This is a genomic window from Magnetospirillum sp. 15-1 (assembly GCF_900184795.1).
In the GTDB taxonomy this organism is placed as follows: domain Bacteria; phylum Pseudomonadota; class Alphaproteobacteria; order Rhodospirillales; family Magnetospirillaceae; genus Phaeospirillum.
Window position 1 is genome coordinate 234,237 of record NZ_FXXN01000027.1, and the last position, 16,597, is coordinate 250,833.

Below are 16,597 nucleotides of genomic sequence, written 5' to 3' on the forward strand. Positions count from 1 at the left end.
GGGCGTTCCCGAGTCAGGCCGGACGTTGCCGACGATCATGATTGGCCGGGGAATCTCCCCGGTTCGACATGGTTACTCGAATTTGACCAAATCAGTAAAGTGGTAAAGTTATTTGTCCACCAATTTCCCGGCGGTTTGTCCGGCCCGGATGCGGCCAGTGAGGTCGGAGCCGGCCCGGCGGCGCAGCGCCACGTCGCGCCGGGAGTTGGCGAACTGAGCCTCGCGCAGGGATTCCTCGGTGGAATTGATATGGGCCTCGGCCATGGTCCGGGCCGCCTCGGGATTGCCCGAGGCGATGGCCTGCCAGATGGCCTGATGCTGGCGCAGGAAGGCGTCGCGGACTCCGCGCCGGCGATAGAGGTCGATCCGGTCATAGAAGACCCCGACCTTCAGCATATCGAAGATCCGGTGCATGACCTGACTCATCACCAGGTTGTGGGCGGATTCGTAGACCGCGAGATGGAATTCGGCATCGGTCGCCGCCTCCTGGGCAGGGTCGTCCAGGGCGTGGGCCTTCTCCATGGCGTCCATGCAGGCCCGCAGCCGGGCCAGATCCTCTTGCGTGGCGCGCTCGGCCGCCAGGGCGGCGGCGTTGCCGGCCATCACCCGGCGGAACTCGAAATAGTCGAAGACGGTCTCGGGGTGCGCCTGCAGCAGGCGGGCCAGCGGGTCGGTGGCGGGGGGATCGGCGGGCTTTGGGAGAGCGTGCATCATGGCATCAGGATAGGACGGTGCCGACCCATAGCCAACCATGGATTTTTGGCATGGCAACTTTTCCATTTACACCGGATGACGAATTGAGTTATCCAGCCTCATCATCTGGTCAAATTTTGTTACCACGTTCAAGAAAACGTTCAACGCCAACACTCCACCGGCATCTCGAGCGGATGCACGGTCGAACCTTCGGGGAGGCACCATGCAAGCCTGGATGCAAATCTACGATCCGGCCGGCAATCTGTGGCTGTCGTCACTGATCGCCGCCATTCCCATCATTTTCTTCTTCGTCGCCCTGACGATTCTGAAGCTGAAAGGCCATGTGGCCGGCACCATCACCGTGCTGCTGTCCATCGCCGTGGCCATCGTGTTCTACAAGATGCCGGTGGCTTCGGCCCTGATGGCCGGCGTGCAGGGCTTCCTGTTCGGCCTGTGGCCCATCGCCTGGATCATTATCGGCGCCGTGTTCCTTTATAAGGTCACGGTCAAGACCGGCCAGTTCGAGATCATCCGTTCCTCGGTGGTGTCCATCACCGCCGACCAGCGTCTGCAGATGCTGATGATCGGCTTCTCGTTCGGCGCCTTCCTCGAGGGTGCGGCGGGCTTCGGCGCGCCGGTGGCCATCACCGCCGCCCTGCTGGTCGGCCTGGGCTTCAATCCGCTCTATGCCGCCGGCCTGTGCCTGATCGCCAACACCGCTCCGGTGGCGTTCGGCGCCATGGGCATTCCGATCATCGTCGCCGGTCAGGTCTCGGGCCTGGACCCCTTCAAGATCGGCGCCATGGCCGGCCGCCAGCTGCCGCTGCTGGCCGTGTTCGTGCCCTTCTGGATCATCTTCATCATGGACGGCTTCAAGGGCGTCCGCGAGACCTGGCCCGCCATCCTGGTGGCCGGCGGTTCCTTCGCCTTTGGCGTGTGGTTCACCTCCAACTACATCGGGCCGGAGCTGCCCGACATCACCTCGGCGCTGATCAGCCTGGTGTGCATCACCGTGTTCCTCAAGTTCTGGCAGCCCAAGAACATCTTCCGCTTCAAGGAAGAGGGCGAGGAGGAGAAGCACTCCCACGACTACACCGCCGGTCAGGTGGCCAAGGCCTGGGCGCCGTTCCTGATCCTCACCGCCGTGGTGACCGTGTGGAGCCTGAAATCCTTCAAGGCCATGTTCGCCAAGGGCGGCGAACTGCTGTTCACCAACATCAACTGGGAAGTGCCCTACCTGCACAACCTGGTGTCCAAGGTGCCGCCCATCGTGGCCGCCGCCAAGGCCGTGCCCGCCGTCTACACCCTGAATCTGGTGTCGGCCACCGGTACCGCCATCCTGATCTCGGCCATCATCACCATCATCATGCTGGGGATGAAGGGCAAGGAAGGCCTCAAGACCTTCGGCGAGACTCTCTCCGAGCTGAAGCGCCCCATCTACACCATCGGCACGGTGCTGGCCTTCGCCTATGTGGCCAATGCTTCGGGCCTGTCCACCACCCTGGCGCTGCTGCTGACCGGTGCCGGCAAGGTCTATCCGTTCTTCGCGCCGGTGCTGGGCTGGCTGGGCGTGTTCCTGACCGGGTCGGACACCTCGTCCAACGCCCTGTTCGGCGCGTTGCAGGCCACCACCGCGCATCAATTGGGAATCAGCGACATCCTGATGGTCGCCGCCAACACCACCGGCGGCGTCACCGGCAAGATGATCTCGCCCCAGTCCATCGCGGTGGCCTGCGCCGCCGTGGGTCTGGTGGGCCACGAGTCGAACCTGTTCCGCTTCACCTTGAAGCACAGCGTCTTCTTCGTGTGCATCATCGGCGTCATCACCACGCTGCAGGCCTATGTCCTGACCTGGATGATCCCTTAATCACCCTCCTGCATCCCCTGATGCCGGACAAACTGGCCCGGGCGTTCTCGCCCGGGCCTTTCTTCTTTGGCCCCGGGGGGGTATAGAAGCCTGATGAGCCTCTCACCCCCTCTTATCGGCATTACCCTCGACAGCGAGGATTCCGGCGGCTATTCCCGCATGCCGTGGTACGCGCTGCGCCGCAACTACGCCGAGACGGTAGCGCGTGCCGGCGGCCTGCCGGTGCTGCTGCCGCACGAGCCCCATCTGGCCCAGGCCTTCCTGGACCGTATCGACGGGCTGGTGGTGACCGGCGGCGCCTTCGATATCGATCCGGCCCTGTTCGGCGCCGAGGCTCGCGCCGGTCTGGTGCTGAAGACCGGCCGCACCCGCTTCGAACTGGCCATGGTGCAGGGCGCCCTGGGCCGCGACATGCCCATCCTGGGCATCTGCGGCGGGCAGCAACTGCTCAACGTGGCGCTGGGCGGCACGCTGATCCAGCACATTCCCGACGAGGTCGACGGCGCCCTGGCCCACGAGCAGCCCAATCCCCGCAGCGAGCCGGGCCACTGGGTGGAGATCGCCGCCGGGACCCGGCTGGCCGCCATCGTCGGCGAGACGCGCATTCCGGTGAACTCGGCCCATCATCAGGCGGTGCGCGACGTGGCGCCCGGTTGCGTGGTCAACGCCATCGCCCCCGACGGAGTGATCGAGGGCATCGAGGCGACCGGCCGCACGTTCTGCATCGGGGTGCAGTGGCATCCCGAATATGACATTAGCCCGGCGGATTCCGCCCTGCTGCGCGCCTTTGTGGGAGCATGCCGATCATGAGCGAGGACAAGGGCGAGAGAATCGCGAAAAGGCTGGCCCGCGCCGGCCTGTGTTCGCGGCGCGAGGCCGAGCGCTGGGTCGAGATGGGCCGTGTCTCGGTCAACGGCAAGACCCTGGACAGCCCCGCCTGCGTGGTCGGGCCGGGCGATATCGTGCTGGTCGACGGCACGCCGCTGGCCGAGCCGGAAAAGACCCGGCTGTGGCGCTATCACAAGCCGGCCGGGCTGGTGACCACCCACAAGGACCCCGAGGGACGGCCGACGGTGTTCGAGCATCTGCCCGACGGCATGCCGCGGGTCATCTCGGTGGGAAGGCTGGACCTCAATTCCGAGGGGTTGCTGCTGCTGACCAATGACGGCGAACTGGCCCGCAAGCTGGAACTGCCCTCCAACGCCTGGCTGCGGCGCTACCGAGTGCGCGTCCACGGCGAGGTGTCGGAAGACGCCCTGGCCCGGCTGGAGAACGGCATCACCATCGACGGCATGGCCTATGGCCCCATCAGCGCCACGCTGGATCGCCGTCAGGGCGCCAACGCCTGGCTGAGCGTGTCGCTTCGCGAAGGCAAGAACCGCGAAATCCGCCGGGTGATGGAATATCTCGGCTGGCCGGTCAGCCGCCTGATCCGCGTCTCCTACGGCCCGTTCCAACTGGGCACCCTGGAGGAGGGCGCCGCCGACGAAGTGGCGGGCAAGGTGCTGCGCGAGCAGATGGGCGAAGGCAAGGCGGTGTTGAAGCCCAAGGCCGAGAACAAGCCGGCCGGCGAGCGCGAGAAGGAGCAGCGCGTCGCTGCCCGGGCCCGCAAGCAGAAGCTGGCCGAGGACAAGCGCGTCGCGAGCGCCAAGAAGGCAAAACCCGATGCGCATCGTCGCCGGTCTTCATAAGGGCCGCCGCCTGGAAGCGCCCTCGGGCCGCGACACCCGCCCCACCGCCGACCGGGTGCGTCAGGCGCTGTTCGACATCTTGATGCATTCCGATCTGGTGGAGATGGAGGGCGCCCGCGTGGTGGACGCCTTCGCCGGTTCGGGGGCGCTGGGCCTGGAAGCCCTGTCGCGCGGCGCCGTCCATGCCTGCTTCCTGGAACTGGCGGCGCAGCCCCTGGCCGCCATCTACGCCAACGTCAAGGCGCTGAAGGTGGAGGCCGAGACCAAGGTTGTGCGCGCCGATGCCGCCAAGCCGCCTGTCGCGCCCCATGCCTGCACCCTGGCCTTCCTCGATCCGCCCTATCATTCCGGTCTGGCCGCGCCCTGCCTCGAAGGTCTGGCCGCCAAGGGCTGGCTGGAAAGCGGCGCCCTGGCCGTGGTCGAGGTGGCCGCCGACGAGGCCTTCGCCCCGCCCGCCGGCTTCGATGCGGTGGAGGAAAGGCCGCGCGGCGCCGCACGGCTGGTGTTCCTGGTCCATCGGCCCTGATCTCCTGGGCAGGTTTGTGTCCACGCGGAAATCGTGCTACAAGGCAATCGTTCCCGTAATGTTCGGAAGATTGCCATGGATTTCGCCCTGATCGCCGCCGCTCTGTCCCTGGCCGCTTTGGCCGGCGTGGTGGTCCTGCTGCTGCGCAAGAAGGACGATTTGTCCGAACGTCTCGACCGGCTGGAGCGCAGCCTGCGCGACGAGGCCCGCCAGGACCGGCGCGAGACGGCCGAGATGATCCGCACCTTCCAGGGCGATTCCACCGCCGCCGCCGACAAGTACCATACCGAGTTGCGCATCCTGGTGGAGACCCGGCTGGCCGAGTTCCGCTCGGATCAGGCCACGCAGGCCCGTGCGCTCCGCGAAGAGGTGCTGGGCGGCATCAAGCAACTGGGCGAGGGCATCGGCAAGACGGTGTCGGAACAGACCCGCGTGGTGTCCGAGCATCTGGAAAAGCTCAGGGGCGAAAATACCCAGAAGCTGGAGCAGATGCGCCAGACCGTGGACGAGAAGCTGCAGGGCACCCTGGAAAAGCGTCTGGGCGAATCCTTCAAGCTGGTCAGCGACCGCCTCGAGCAGGTGCACAAGGGCCTGGGCGAGATGCAGTCGCTTGCCAGCGGCGTCGGCGATTTGAAGCGGGTCCTCACCAACGTCAAGACGCGCGGTACCTGGGGCGAGGTGCAGTTGGGCAATCTGCTCGAACAGATCTTCCGCGCCGACCAGTATGTGCGGGAAGCCAATTGCAAGAAGGGCAGTCTGGAGCGGGTCGATTTCGCCATCCGCCTGCCGGGCAAGGGCGACGACGAGCCGGAGGTTCTCCTGCCCATCGATTCCAAGTTCCCCAACGAGGATTACGAACGCCTGCAGATGGCCGTCGAGCGCGCCGACCCCGACGCCGTCGAGGCCGCCGCCAAGGCGCTGGAGACCCGGGTCAAGAGCTTTGCCCGCGACATCCGCGACAAGTACGTCAATCCGCCCACCACCACCGACTTCGCCATCCTGTTCCTGCCCACCGAAGGCCTTTATGCCGAGGTGCTGCGCCGCCCCGGTCTGGTTGACCTGATCCAGCGCGACTACAAGGTGATCGCCGCCGGGCCGACCACGCTGGGTGCCATCCTCAACGCCATCCAGATGGGCTTCAAGACCATGGCCATCGAGAAGCGCTCGAGCGAGGTGTGGGAAATCCTCGGCGCGGTCAAGACCGAGTTCGGCAAGTACGGTGACGTGCTCGACAAGGTGCAGAAGAAACTGCAGGAGGCGTCGAAGACCATCGACGACGTGGCGGTCAGGAAGCGGGCCATCGACCGGCAATTGCGCAAGGTCGAGGCCATCCCCGATTCCGGCGTCGAAGCCCTGCTGGCGCTGGGCGCTACTGCTATCGACGATGTGGGCGAGGACGAGGGCTGATCCCCCTCCTCCCCACTTCCGGCCGCGAAGGGGGATTGGTGTCAGACCCGTTCCGGGAACAGTCCCTTCAACCCCTCCGGCGACGCCTCACAGACGCCGCGCTCGGTGATCAGGCCGGTGACCAGACGGGCCGGGGTGACGTCGAAGCCATAATTGACGGCGGGCGAGCCGTCGGGAGTGACCTGCACCTCGCGGACCACCCCGTCCTCGGATTTGCCGAAGATGTGGGTCTGCTCGCGGGCCGAGCGCTCCTCGATGGGGATTTCCCTGACGCCGTCGGCGACGGTCCAGTCGATGGTCGGGCTGGGCAGGCCCACATAGAACGGCACGCCGTTGTCCTTGGCGGCCAGGGCCTTCAGGTAGGTGCCGATCTTGTTGCAGACGTCGCCGTTGCGGGTGGTGCGGTCGGTGCCGACGATGACGAGGTCGACCATGCCGTGCTGCATCAGGTGGCCGCCGGTGTTGTCGGCGATCACCGTGTGCGGCACCCCGTGCCAGTTCAGTTCGCGGGCCGTCAGGCTGGCGCCCTGGTTGCGCGGCCGGGTCTCGTCCACCCACACATGCAGCGGAACGCCGGCGTCGAAGGCCTTGTAGACCGGGGCCAGCGCCGTGCCCCAATCCACCGTGGCCAGCCAGCCGGCGTTGCAGTGGGTGAGAATGTTGATGGTACGGCGCTTGGCCTTGTGATGCTCGGCGATGATCGCCGCGCCGTGCTCGCCCAGCGCGGCGTTCTGGGCGGCATCCTCGTCGCAGATCTCGGCGGCGCGGGCATAGGCGGCGGCGATGCGATGGCTGACCGGCAGCGGCTTCAGCGCCGCCATCATCTCGTCCAGCGCCCATTTGAGGTTGATGGCGGTGGGCCGCGTGGCGTGCAGCACCGCATAGGCCCGCTCCAGCCCGGCGTCGGAGGCGTCGCCCACCGCCGCCAGCGCCATGCCATAGGCCGCCGTGGCGCCGATCAGCGGCGCGCCGCGCACCCACATATCCCGGATGGCCGTGGCGGCGTCGTCCAGCGAGCGCAGCGTCACTACCACGAAATCATGGGGCAGGCGGGTCTGGTCGATGATCTCGACCGTCTTGCCGTCCTTGGCCAGCCAGATGGTGCGGTAAGGGGTGCCGTTGATCTTCATTGCTTCAGCACCCGGCCCGCCACGGCGTCCAGCTTGCCCACCACGGCGGGGTCGCGGCCCTCGCCATGGGTGATGATGGCGTTGTCCAGCGCGGTGTGGCAGCCCTTGGCGCAGGGCGCCTTGCGGCTTGTCACCTTGGGGGCGACGGTCTTGACCAGCGAGCGGGCGCGGTCGGCGTTGGCCAGCAGGACCTTGACGATGGCGTCCACGGTGACCGCGTCATGGTCGGGGTGCCAGCAATCGTAATCGGTGACCATGGCGACGGAGGCGTAGCACATCTCCGCCTCGCGGGCCAACTTGGCCTCGGGCATGTTGGTCATGCCGATGACGTCGCAGCCCCACTGGCGATAGAGGTTGCTTTCGGCCTGGGTGGAGAATTGGGGGCCTTCCATCACCAGATAGGTGCCGCCCCTGACCGCGACGATGCCGGCCTCCTTGGCTGCCGCTTCCACCAGATCGCCCAGACGGCCGCAAGTGGGGTGGGCCATGGAGACGTGGGCCACCAGGCCGGTCTCGAAGAAGCTCTTGGTCCGGGCGAAGGTGCGGTCGATGAACTGGTCGACGATGACGAAGGTGCCGGGCGGCAGTTCCTCCTTGAGGCTGCCCACCGCCGAGACCGACAGAATCTCGGTGACGCCGGCCCGCTTCATGGCGTCGATATTGGCGCGGAAGTTCAATTCCGACGGGGGAATGCGGTGGCCACGCCCATGGCGGGGCAGGAACACCAGCTTCTGACCGTTCAGCTCGCCGAACAGGAACTCGTCCGAAGTGGGGCCGAATGGGCTTTCGACCCGGCGCCATTCCTTGCTGGTCAGCCCGTCGATGTCATAGACGCCCGAACCGCCGATGATGCCGAGTACGGGAGTGGAATGTCCGTCCGCCATGGGAAACGCCCTTTCGCTGGGATAATCACCGGGTGGTGTTAGGGCAAAATGCTTGCGGATGCAATTGGACGGATGGAGCCCGAGCGCATTATGCTGCGGCCATGACCGGCCAACAGCCCAACAATCCCCTGCACGGCGTCACCCTGGAAACCATACTGACCACCCTGGTCAGGCATTACGGCTGGGCCGGGTTGTGCCAGCAGATCAATCTGCAGTGCTTCTTCAACAATCCCAGCATCAAATCCAGCCTGAAGTTCCTGCGCCAGACCCCTTGGGCCCGGCAGAAGGTCGAGGACCTTTACCTGAGGCTCACGTCTTCTCGAACTTGAGCGCCAGCGAGTTGATGCAGTAGCGCAGGCCCGCCGGTCCCGGCCCGTCGTCGAAGACGTGGCCGAGATGGGCGTCGCAGCGGGCGCACAGGACTTCGGTGCGGACCATGCCGTGGCTGCGGTCATGTTCCTCGGCCACCGCCTCGGGGGCGGCGGGCATGGAGAAGGCCGGCCAGCCGCAGCCGGAATTGAACTTGGCCTCCGACAGGAACAACTCCTGGCCGCAACAGACGCAGGCGTATCTGCCCGGTTGGAAGTGGTGGTCGTATTCGCCGGAAAACGGCCGCTCGGTGGCCTTCTGGCGGGTCACGGCGTATTGGCCGGGCTCCAGCTGAGCCTGCCACTCGGCGTCGGTCTTCACCACTTTATCCGTCATGGTTCTCTCCTTCGCCTTCAATGTAGGGTGGGCGCGCCCAAGAAAAAAGCGCGGCCCCTTTCGGAGCCGCGCCCTTTTTCGTCGGACATCGCCCGAGGATCAATCCTCGTGGTGACGCTCGCGCTTGGAAGCCGCACGCTCGGCCTCCAACTGGGCGGAGATGTCCTCGCCGGTGGTCTGATCCACCTGCTTCATGGACAGCTTCACCTTGCCGCGATCGTCGAAGCCCAGGACCTTGACCTTGACCACGTCGCCCTGCTTGACCACATCGGCGGTCTTGGCGACGCGTTCGCGGGCCAGTTCCGAGATGTGGACCAGGCCGTCGCGCGAGCCCAGGAAGTTCACGAAAGCGCCGAAATCGACGACCTTCACGACCTTGCCGTTGTAGATCACGCCCAGCTCGGGCTCGGCGACGATGCCGCGGATCCAGTCGATGGCGCGCTGGGCGGCATCGGCGTCCACCGAAGCGACCTTGATGGTGCCGTCGTCATCGATGTCGATCTTGGCGCCGGTCTGCTCGCAGATCTCGCGGATGACCTTGCCGCCGGTGCCGATGACTTCGCGGATCTTCTCCTTGGGGATGGAGATGGTGGTGATGCGCGGAGCATTGCCCGACACCGAATCACGGGCGTGATCCAGGCCCTTGTTCATCTCGCCCAGGATGTGGATACGGCCGTCCTTGGCCTGACCCAGGGCGATCTTCATGATCTCCTCGGTGATCGAGGTGATCTTGATGTCCATCTGCAGCGCGGTGACGCCATCGACGGTACCGGCCACCTTGAAGTCCATGTCGCCGAGGTGATCCTCGTCGCCCAGGATGTCGGACAGCACGGCGAAGTCCTTGCCTTCCTTGATCAGGCCCATGGCGATACCCGCCACCGGCTTGGGCAGGGGCACACCGGCATCCATCATGGCCAGCGAAGAACCGCAGACGGTCGCCATGGAGGACGAGCCGTTGGACTCGGTGATCTCGGAGACCACACGCATGGTGTAGGGGAAGGCTTCCTTGGCCGGCAGGGTCGGGCGCATGGCGCGCCAGGCCAGCTTGCCGTGGCCGATCTCGCGGCGGCCCGGCGAACCCATGCGGCCGGCTTCACCCACCGAGTAGGGAGGGAAGTTGTAGTGCAGCATGAAGTGCTCGCGGTACTCGCCCGCCAGCTGGTCGATGATCTGCTCGTCCTGGCCGGTGCCGAGAGTGGCGACCACCAGGGCCTGGGTCTCGCCACGGGTGAACAGGGCGGAACCGTGGGCGCGGGGCAGAACGCCGACCTCGACCTCGATGGCGCGAACCGTCTTGGTGTCGCGGCCGTCGATGCGCACGCCGGTCTTCAGGATGTTGCCACGGACGACGTCGGCTTCCATGTGCTTCAGGATGCCACCGGCGACGGCCAGTTCGGGCGCCTCGGTCAGCAGGGCCAGGGCCTTCTTCTTCACGTCGCCCACGGCGGCGTAGCGGTCCTGCTTCTTGATGATCTTGTAGGCTTCGGCCATCTCGGCGGGGATGCCCGCGTCGTTGAACTTACCGGTGACCACCGCCACCTCGGCGGGGGGCTCGGGCAGGTCCCACGGGTCCTTGGCGCATTCCTCGGCCAGATCGATGATCGCCTGGATCACCGCCTGGAACTCGCGGTGGCCGAACATCACGGCGCCCAGCATGACGTCTTCCGACAGCTGCTTGGCCTCGGATTCGACCATCAGCACGCCTTCGACGGTACCGGCGACCACCAGGTCGAGGTCGCTGTTGGGCAGGTCGCCGACCAGCGGGTTCAGCACATAGGCGCCGTTGATATAGCCGACGCGGGCCGCGCCCACCGGGCCCATGAAGGGCAGGCCGGAAATGGTCAGGGCGGCGGAGGTGCCGACCAGGGCGGCGATGTCGGGATCGTTCTCGAGGTCATGGCTCAGCACGGTGCAGACCACCTGCACTTCGTTGCGGAAGCCATCGGCGAACAGCGGGCGGATCGGGCGGTCGATCAGGCGGGAGACCAGGGTCTCCTTCTCGCTCGGACGGCCTTCGCGCTTGAAGAAGCCACCGGGGATCTTGCCCGCGGCGAAAGCCTTCTCCTGGTAGTTCACCGTCAGGGGGAAGAAGTCGATGCCGGGCTTCTGGCTCTTGGCGCCCACCACGGTGCACAGCACGGTGGTTTCGCCATAGGTGACCATCACGGCGCCGTCGGCCTGGCGGGCGACCTTGCCGGTCTCCAGAACCAGCTTGCGGCCGCCCCAGGTGATTTCCTTGCGGTGGGCATTGAACATGGACATGTAAGTCACTTCCTTATGTTTAGGACCGCCGCCGGATTGCGGTCGGTCCCGGCGTCAATTTCTCGTACAGGCCGCTTATCTAACGGCTCAAATACGGTCACCCGCGCGGAGCCATCCCCGCGCGGGTGCATTCCAGGCGACGCCCGGCCTTCGTAATTTGGCTGTGTGGATTACTTGCGCAGACCGAGGCGGCCAATGAGGGCCTCGTAGCGCTTGTTGTCCTTGGCCTTCAGGTAGTCGAGCATACGGCGACGCTGGCCGACCATGATCAGCAGGCCGCGGCGCGAGTGGAAATCCTTCTTGTGAGACTTCAGGTGCTCGGTCAGGTTGCGAATGCGCTCCGACAGAATGGCGACCTGGACTTCGGCGGAACCGGTGTCGCCTTCCTTGGTCGAGTATTCCTTGACGAGTTCCTGGGTACGCTCAGCAGTGATCGACATCGTCTACTCCTATTCATCGGTGAGGTTCATGACCCGCACCGGACGGATTTCTCCGCATTCGATGCGAACCAACGCCACCAGCCGCTCTGCCTGCATCGCCCGGCATACAATGCCTTCGGCGAGTTCAGCCTGCGGATGTCGGGAAACCACGTGTGAAAGTGACACGGGATTACCGCTCTGGAGGCGGCGGGCCTCGCTTTCCGTCAGGGCCAGGGCCGGGATGTCGTCCAGCGCGGTCTCGATGGGAAGCAGAAAGGTCCAAGGGGCGGGAACTTGCCCCAGTTGCTCCAGGGATTCAAGGGAAATCGCTTTTTGTTCGGTGAACGGGCCGCAGGCGACGCGGCGCAGCACCGAGACGTGCCCCACCGTGCCCAGCGCCAGGGCCAGATCGCGGGCCAGGGAGCGCACATAGGTGCCCTTGCCGCAATGAACCTCGAAATCGGCGTGGTCGGCGTCGGGCTGGCCCAGCAGGGTGAAGGAATGGATGGCGACCCGGCGCGGCTTGATCTCCACCTCCTCCCCGGCGCGGGCCAGATCATAGGCCCGCTGGCCGTCGATCTTGATGGCGGAATAGGCGGGCGGAATCTGCTCGATCTCGCCCATGAAGGCGGGCAGGGCGGCAAGAATGGCTTCGGTGGCGGGGCGGTTGGCCGAGGTCGCGGTGACCTCGCTCTCGCGGTCGCAACTGGCGGTGGCCTCGCCCCAGCGCACCTGGAAGCGGTAGGTCTTGGCGCCGTCCATGACGTATTGCACCGTCTTGGTGGCCTCGCCCAGCGCGATGGGCAGCACACCCGAGGCCAGGGGGTCCAGCGTGCCACCATGACCGACCTTGGCGGCATTCAGGATGCGCTTGACCTTGGCCACCACCTGGGTGGAACCCATGCCCAGCGGCTTGTCGATGGCCAGCCAGCCATTGACGGGATCGCCTTTCCTCCTGCGAGCCACTAGAGCGATCTCCGATCAAACAGGATCGGAGATCGCTCTAGGGTTTCGTGCATGCCCCTCGCCGGGCGCTCGCCTCCGCGAGCTTGGCCGCCGCCGTAATGGCGGCTGAGCATGACCCGAATTGATCGGATCATGCTCTAGCGGCCCATCAGCGTCAGCAGGGCCTTGACCGTGTTCTCGGCGCCGTCGGCGATCTGGGAGATGGAGGAGTCCAGCATGTAGCAGGGCGACGTCACCACCTTGCGGCCCTTGTCCACCACCACGCCGCCGTGACCGGCCTCGGTGTGCTTGGCGCCCATGGCCACGATGGCCTTGGCGGTGCCTTCATCCTTGCCGACGGTGACGTCGATGCCGTGGCCGAAGATCCGGGCCAACAGGGCCGGGGCGATGCAGAGCGCGCCGATGGGCTTGCCGGCCGCCGCCATGGCCTTGACCGCCTTTTCGGTGGCGGGGTCCACCTGACACTCGGGGCCTTGGGTCGCGAAGGTGCAGAGGTTCTTGGCGGCGCCGAAGCCGCCGGGGAGGATCAGGGCATCCACTTCGGCCGCGTTGAAATCCGCGAGCGACTTGATATTGCCCCGCGCGATGCGGGCCGATTCCACCAGCACGTTGCGGCTTTCGCCCGCCGCTTCCTGGCCGGTGAGGTGGTTGATCACATGCATCTGGGCGCGGTCGGGGGCGAAGCACTGATAGCTGCCGCCGTGGCGGTCGATGGCCAGCAGGGTCAGTACGGCCTCGTGGATCTCGGCGCCGTCATAGACGCCGCAGCCGGACAGGATGACGGCGAAGCGGGGTTTGGCGGTCATGGCGGGTTCCTCGTCCTTCCGGGAAAAGTTTCGGCATTATACGATTCCCGTCGGCCGGGGCCATGGTCTATCGTTTCCTCACCCGAGATACCATGTGAGTCCCATGAGCACCAATCCGGCCTATGCCACCCTGGAAGACCGCTTTCGCAAGATGAACTCCGTCGCCGAGGCGTTGTCGGTGCTGTCGTGGGACATGGCGACCATGATGCCCGAGGGCGCCGCCGAGATGCGCGCCGAGCAGGTGGCCTGCCTGCGCGGCATCAACCACGAACTGATTACCGCCCCCGACATGGGCGAGTTGCTGGACAAGGCGGCGGCCGGGCCGCTGGACGAGTGGCGGGCGGCCAATCTGCGCGAGATGCGTCGCGACTGGATTCACGCCGCCGCCCTGCCCGCCGATCTGGTGGATGCCCTGGCGCGGGCCGAATCGGCCTGCGAGATGGTGTGGCGCCAGGCCCGCCCGGCGGCCGATTTCAAAATGGTCCTGCCGGCCTTGAAGGTGCTGCTGGGCCTGGCGCGCGAGGTCGGGCACATCAAGGCCGATGCGCTGGGCGTCTCCATCTATGACGCGCTGCTCGACCAGTATGAGCCGCTGGGCCGCTCGGCCGAGATCGATCCGGTGTTCGACCACCTGGAAAAATTCCTGCCCGGCTTCATCGGCGAGGTGTTGGAGGCCCAGAACGCCCGCCCGGTGATCGTCGAGCCGGAAGGGCCGTTTCCCACCGACCGGCAGAAGGCCCTGGGTATCCGCCTGATGGAGGTGCTGGGCTTCGACTTCCGCCATGGCCGCCTGGACGTGTCGCACCATCCGTTCTGCGGCGGCTATCCCGGCGATATCCGGGTCACCACCCGCTACAACGAGGACGATTTCACCTCGGCCATGATGGGCGTGCTGCACGAGACCGGCCACGCCCTTTATGAATTCGGCCTGCCGTCGGGCCATTGGCGGCCCCAGCCGGTGGGACGCGCCAGGGGCATGGTGGTGCACGAATCCCAGTCGCTGCTCATGGAGATGCAGGCCTGCCGCTCCAAGGAATTCTCCGGCTTTCTTTCCCCCTTGCTGAAAAGCACCTTCGGCACCGACGGTCCGGCCTGGGAGCCGGACAACATCTATCGGCGCGGCATCCGGGTCAGCCGGGGCTTCATCCGGGTCGAGGCCGACGAGGTCACCTATCCCGCCCACGTCATCATCCGCTATCGCCTGGAAAAGGCGCTGATCGAAGGACGGATGGAGCTGGAGGACCTGCCCGCCGCCTGGAACGAGGGCTATGAGCGCCTGCTGGGCATCCGGCCGCCCGACGACCGGTTGGGCTGCCTGCAGGATATTCACTGGTATGGCGGCGCCTGGGGCTATTTCCCCACTTACACCCTGGGGGCCATGACCGCCGCCCAACTGTTCGACGCCGCCAGGACCGCCGATCCCGAGGTGATGAAGGGCCTTGCCGGCGGCGATTTCCGGCCGCTGCTCGGCTGGCTGCGCGCCAATGTCCATTCCAAGGGCTCGCTGGTTTCCACCCGCGAGCTGCTGACCCAGGCCACCGGGCGGCCCCTGGACCCCACGGTGTTTGAGACCCATCTGCGGCGGCGCTACCTCGGCTGAGGCATTTGGGGTAGACTCGCCTCATGCTCGGCTGGCTGTCCCGTCTGATCTTGGACAAGCGGGCGCGCGAGGCGCTGAAACGCCCGCCGCCGCGAGCGGCCTTGCGCCCGCAGGCCTCCGCTCCCGAGCCCAAGGAACGTGATCCCGCCACCGCCCTGGCCGAGGCGGAGGAGCGCATGCAGCGCCTGCCGCCGGAAAAGGCCCAGTTGATCCGCTCGGCCATGCTGGTGCACCGGGCGCGGCAATCGGTGCTGGCCGATCTTTCCGACGACGAGCGGGCCAAGCTGGAACAGGTGGCGCGCAAGGCGCTGCTGGGGGGAGGATGAGCATGTTCGGCTTCCTCAAGACCCTGTTCGGCCCCGGCGAGCCGAAGGCCAGGCCAAGACCGAAATCCAAGCCCAAGGCCGCCACCCCCAAGGCCGCCACCCCCAAGGCCGCCACCCCCAAGTCGCCGCCGGCCAAGGCCGATCCCGGTTCGGACCGCGCCGCCCTCCTGAAGCGCGCCCAGGAGGTCCACCGGGCCAAGCGCAAGATTCTCGACGCCCTGTCGGACGAGGACCGGGCCAAGCTGGTGGGCATGGCCATCCTCACCTTCCTCAACCAGGGCCGCGAGCCCGACGACAAGAAGAGATAGCCCGCAACGTGAGCACTTCTCCCGATCCCAAGGCCCTCAGCGAGGGCGTTCTGGCCGGCGAGCGCCGCGCCCTGGCCCGCGCCATCACCCTGATCGAATCCACCCGGCCCGATCACCGCGAGGCGGCCGAGGCGCTGATGCACGAATTGCTGCCCCATACCGGACGCTCGGTGCGGGTTGGCATCACCGGCGTGCCCGGCGCGGGCAAGAGCACCTTCATCGAAAGCTTCGGCCTGCATGTGCTGGCCATGGGCAAGAAGCCGGCCGTGCTGGCGGTGGACCCGTCTTCCCCGCGCTCGGGCGGCTCGATCCTCGGCGACAAGACCCGTATGGAGGATCTGTCGCGCGATGCCCGCGCCTTCATCCGCCCCAGCCCCTCGGGCTGCACCCTGGGCGGCGTGGCGCGCCGCACCCGCGAGGCCATGCTGGTCTGCGAGGCGGCCGGCTTCGACGTCATCGTGGTGGAGACGGTGGGCGTCGGACAATCCGAGACGGCGGTGGCCGACATGGTCGACATGTTCCTGCTGGTCCTGGTTCCCGGCGGCGGCGACGAGCTTCAGGGTATCAAGAAGGGCATCGTCGAACTGGCCGACGCCATCATCGTCAACAAGGCTGACGGCGACCTGGCGGCCGCCGCCGCCCGCGCCGCGCGGGACTACAAGAACGCGCTGCACCTGCTGGCGCCCGCCTCACCCCACTGGACGGTGCCGGTGCTGACCTGCTCGGCCCTGGCGCGGTCGGGCATCGACGAGGTGTGGTCGACCATCGACACCTACCGCCATACCATGGACAAGGCCGGTGCCCTGTCCGAGCGCCGCGCCGCCCAGGCCCATGCCTGGATGTGGAACGAGGTGTCCGAGACCCTGTTGCAGGCCCTGCGCGACGATCCCCGGGTCGAACTCCTGTTGCCCGAGATGGAGCGCGGCGTCGCCGCCGGGCGGATGGCTCCGGGGGCGGCGGCCCGGCAACTGGTGCGTACCTTCCGGGGAAGAGGCTGAAACACGGGG

Annotated in this window: 18 protein-coding genes; 10 read left to right on the plus strand and 8 right to left on the minus strand. The window is 66.5% G+C overall.

Going from position 1 to position 16,597, the window contains the following annotated elements; genetic code table 11:
• Positions 1 to 108: 108 nt before the first annotated feature.
• On the minus strand, positions 109 to 714 hold the full coding sequence (locus tag CP958_RS19350; RefSeq protein ID WP_242443003.1) for an FCD domain-containing protein: 606 nt from the start codon (positions 712 to 714) through the stop codon (positions 109 to 111).
• Positions 715 to 916: 202 nt separating this feature from the next.
• On the opposite strand from CP958_RS19350, the gene CP958_RS19355 reads away from it, so the two are divergent.
• From CP958_RS19355 to rmuC, 5 genes are all read left to right on the plus strand, one after another.
• Positions 917 to 2,560, plus strand: a complete 1,644-nt coding sequence (locus tag CP958_RS19355; RefSeq protein ID WP_096703837.1) for a lactate permease LctP family transporter — start codon at positions 917 to 919, stop codon at positions 2,558 to 2,560.
• Positions 2,561 to 2,653: 93 nt separating this feature from the next.
• The gene (locus CP958_RS19360; protein WP_096703838.1) at positions 2,654 to 3,370 is read left to right on the plus strand and encodes a gamma-glutamyl-gamma-aminobutyrate hydrolase family protein; all 717 of its coding nucleotides are present in this window, start codon (positions 2,654 to 2,656) and stop codon (positions 3,368 to 3,370) included.
• Complete coding sequence (locus CP958_RS19365; RefSeq protein WP_096704191.1) at positions 3,367 to 4,251, plus strand: pseudouridine synthase; 885 nt, start codon at positions 3,367 to 3,369, stop codon at positions 4,249 to 4,251. Before CP958_RS19360 ends, CP958_RS19365 begins: the two co-directional genes overlap by 4 nt.
• The gene (rsmD, locus tag CP958_RS19370) at positions 4,226 to 4,777 is read left to right on the plus strand and encodes a 16S rRNA (guanine(966)-N(2))-methyltransferase RsmD (RefSeq protein ID WP_096703839.1); all 552 of its coding nucleotides are present in this window, start codon (positions 4,226 to 4,228) and stop codon (positions 4,775 to 4,777) included. Before CP958_RS19365 ends, rsmD begins: the two co-directional genes overlap by 26 nt.
• A gap of 75 nt (positions 4,778 to 4,852) precedes the next feature.
• Positions 4,853 to 6,184, plus strand: a complete 1,332-nt coding sequence (gene rmuC / locus CP958_RS19375) for a DNA recombination protein RmuC (protein WP_096703840.1) — start codon at positions 4,853 to 4,855, stop codon at positions 6,182 to 6,184.
• Positions 6,185 to 6,225: 41 nt separating this feature from the next.
• Here rmuC and mtnA read toward each other — a convergent pair whose 3' ends face one another.
• Positions 6,226 to 7,314, minus strand: a complete 1,089-nt coding sequence (gene mtnA / locus CP958_RS19380; RefSeq protein WP_096703841.1) for an S-methyl-5-thioribose-1-phosphate isomerase — start codon at positions 7,312 to 7,314, stop codon at positions 6,226 to 6,228.
• Positions 7,311 to 8,198, minus strand: a complete 888-nt coding sequence (locus tag CP958_RS19385) for an S-methyl-5'-thioadenosine phosphorylase (protein WP_096703842.1) — start codon at positions 8,196 to 8,198, stop codon at positions 7,311 to 7,313. The genes mtnA and CP958_RS19385 overlap by 4 nt, the downstream gene beginning before the upstream one ends.
• Positions 8,199 to 8,299: 101 nt before the next feature.
• Between CP958_RS19385 and CP958_RS19390 the strand changes: the two genes are divergently transcribed.
• The gene (locus CP958_RS19390) at positions 8,300 to 8,527 is read left to right on the plus strand and encodes a VF530 family protein (RefSeq protein ID WP_096703843.1); all 228 of its coding nucleotides are present in this window, start codon (positions 8,300 to 8,302) and stop codon (positions 8,525 to 8,527) included.
• Here CP958_RS19390 and msrB read toward each other — a convergent pair.
• The 5 genes from msrB to elbB form a co-directional block, all read right to left on the minus strand.
• Positions 8,508 to 8,903, minus strand: coding sequence for a peptide-methionine (R)-S-oxide reductase MsrB (gene msrB / locus CP958_RS19395; RefSeq protein ID WP_096704192.1), 396 nt, complete (start codon positions 8,901 to 8,903; stop codon positions 8,508 to 8,510). The two genes, CP958_RS19390 and msrB, sit on opposite strands and share 20 nt — an antisense overlap.
• A gap of 99 nt (positions 8,904 to 9,002) precedes the next feature.
• Entirely contained in the window at positions 9,003 to 11,165 is a 2,163-nt protein-coding gene (gene pnp / locus CP958_RS19400; protein WP_096703844.1) for a polyribonucleotide nucleotidyltransferase, read from the minus strand.
• A 170-nt stretch (positions 11,166 to 11,335) separates the two neighbouring features.
• Positions 11,336 to 11,605, minus strand: coding sequence for a 30S ribosomal protein S15 (gene rpsO, locus CP958_RS19405; protein ID WP_096703845.1), 270 nt, complete (start codon positions 11,603 to 11,605; stop codon positions 11,336 to 11,338).
• 9 nt (positions 11,606 to 11,614) lie between these two features.
• Complete coding sequence (gene truB / locus CP958_RS19410; RefSeq protein WP_096703846.1) at positions 11,615 to 12,550, minus strand: tRNA pseudouridine(55) synthase TruB; 936 nt, start codon at positions 12,548 to 12,550, stop codon at positions 11,615 to 11,617.
• A gap of 137 nt (positions 12,551 to 12,687) precedes the next feature.
• Positions 12,688 to 13,356 (minus strand): isoprenoid biosynthesis glyoxalase ElbB, encoded by a 669-nt coding sequence (gene elbB, locus CP958_RS19415; RefSeq protein WP_096703847.1) that lies wholly within the window; start codon positions 13,354 to 13,356, stop codon positions 12,688 to 12,690.
• A 103-nt stretch (positions 13,357 to 13,459) separates the two neighbouring features.
• Here elbB and CP958_RS19420 point away from each other — a divergent pair, with 103 nt between their 5' ends.
• Genes CP958_RS19420 through meaB form a run of 4 tightly spaced genes read left to right on the plus strand, consistent with a single transcriptional unit; the run spans position 13,460 to position 16,588 of the window.
• Complete coding sequence (locus tag CP958_RS19420; protein ID WP_096703848.1) at positions 13,460 to 14,956, plus strand: carboxypeptidase M32; 1,497 nt, start codon at positions 13,460 to 13,462, stop codon at positions 14,954 to 14,956.
• 23 nt (positions 14,957 to 14,979) lie between these two features.
• Positions 14,980 to 15,282, plus strand: coding sequence for a hypothetical protein (locus tag CP958_RS19425; RefSeq protein ID WP_096703849.1), 303 nt, complete (start codon positions 14,980 to 14,982; stop codon positions 15,280 to 15,282).
• A gap of 2 nt (positions 15,283 to 15,284) precedes the next feature.
• Positions 15,285 to 15,590, plus strand: a complete 306-nt coding sequence (locus tag CP958_RS19430) for a hypothetical protein (RefSeq protein ID WP_096703850.1) — start codon at positions 15,285 to 15,287, stop codon at positions 15,588 to 15,590.
• Between the two features lie 8 nt (positions 15,591 to 15,598).
• Complete coding sequence (meaB, locus tag CP958_RS19435) at positions 15,599 to 16,588, plus strand: methylmalonyl Co-A mutase-associated GTPase MeaB (protein ID WP_096703851.1); 990 nt, start codon at positions 15,599 to 15,601, stop codon at positions 16,586 to 16,588.
• Positions 16,589 to 16,597: the final 9 nt, after the last annotated feature.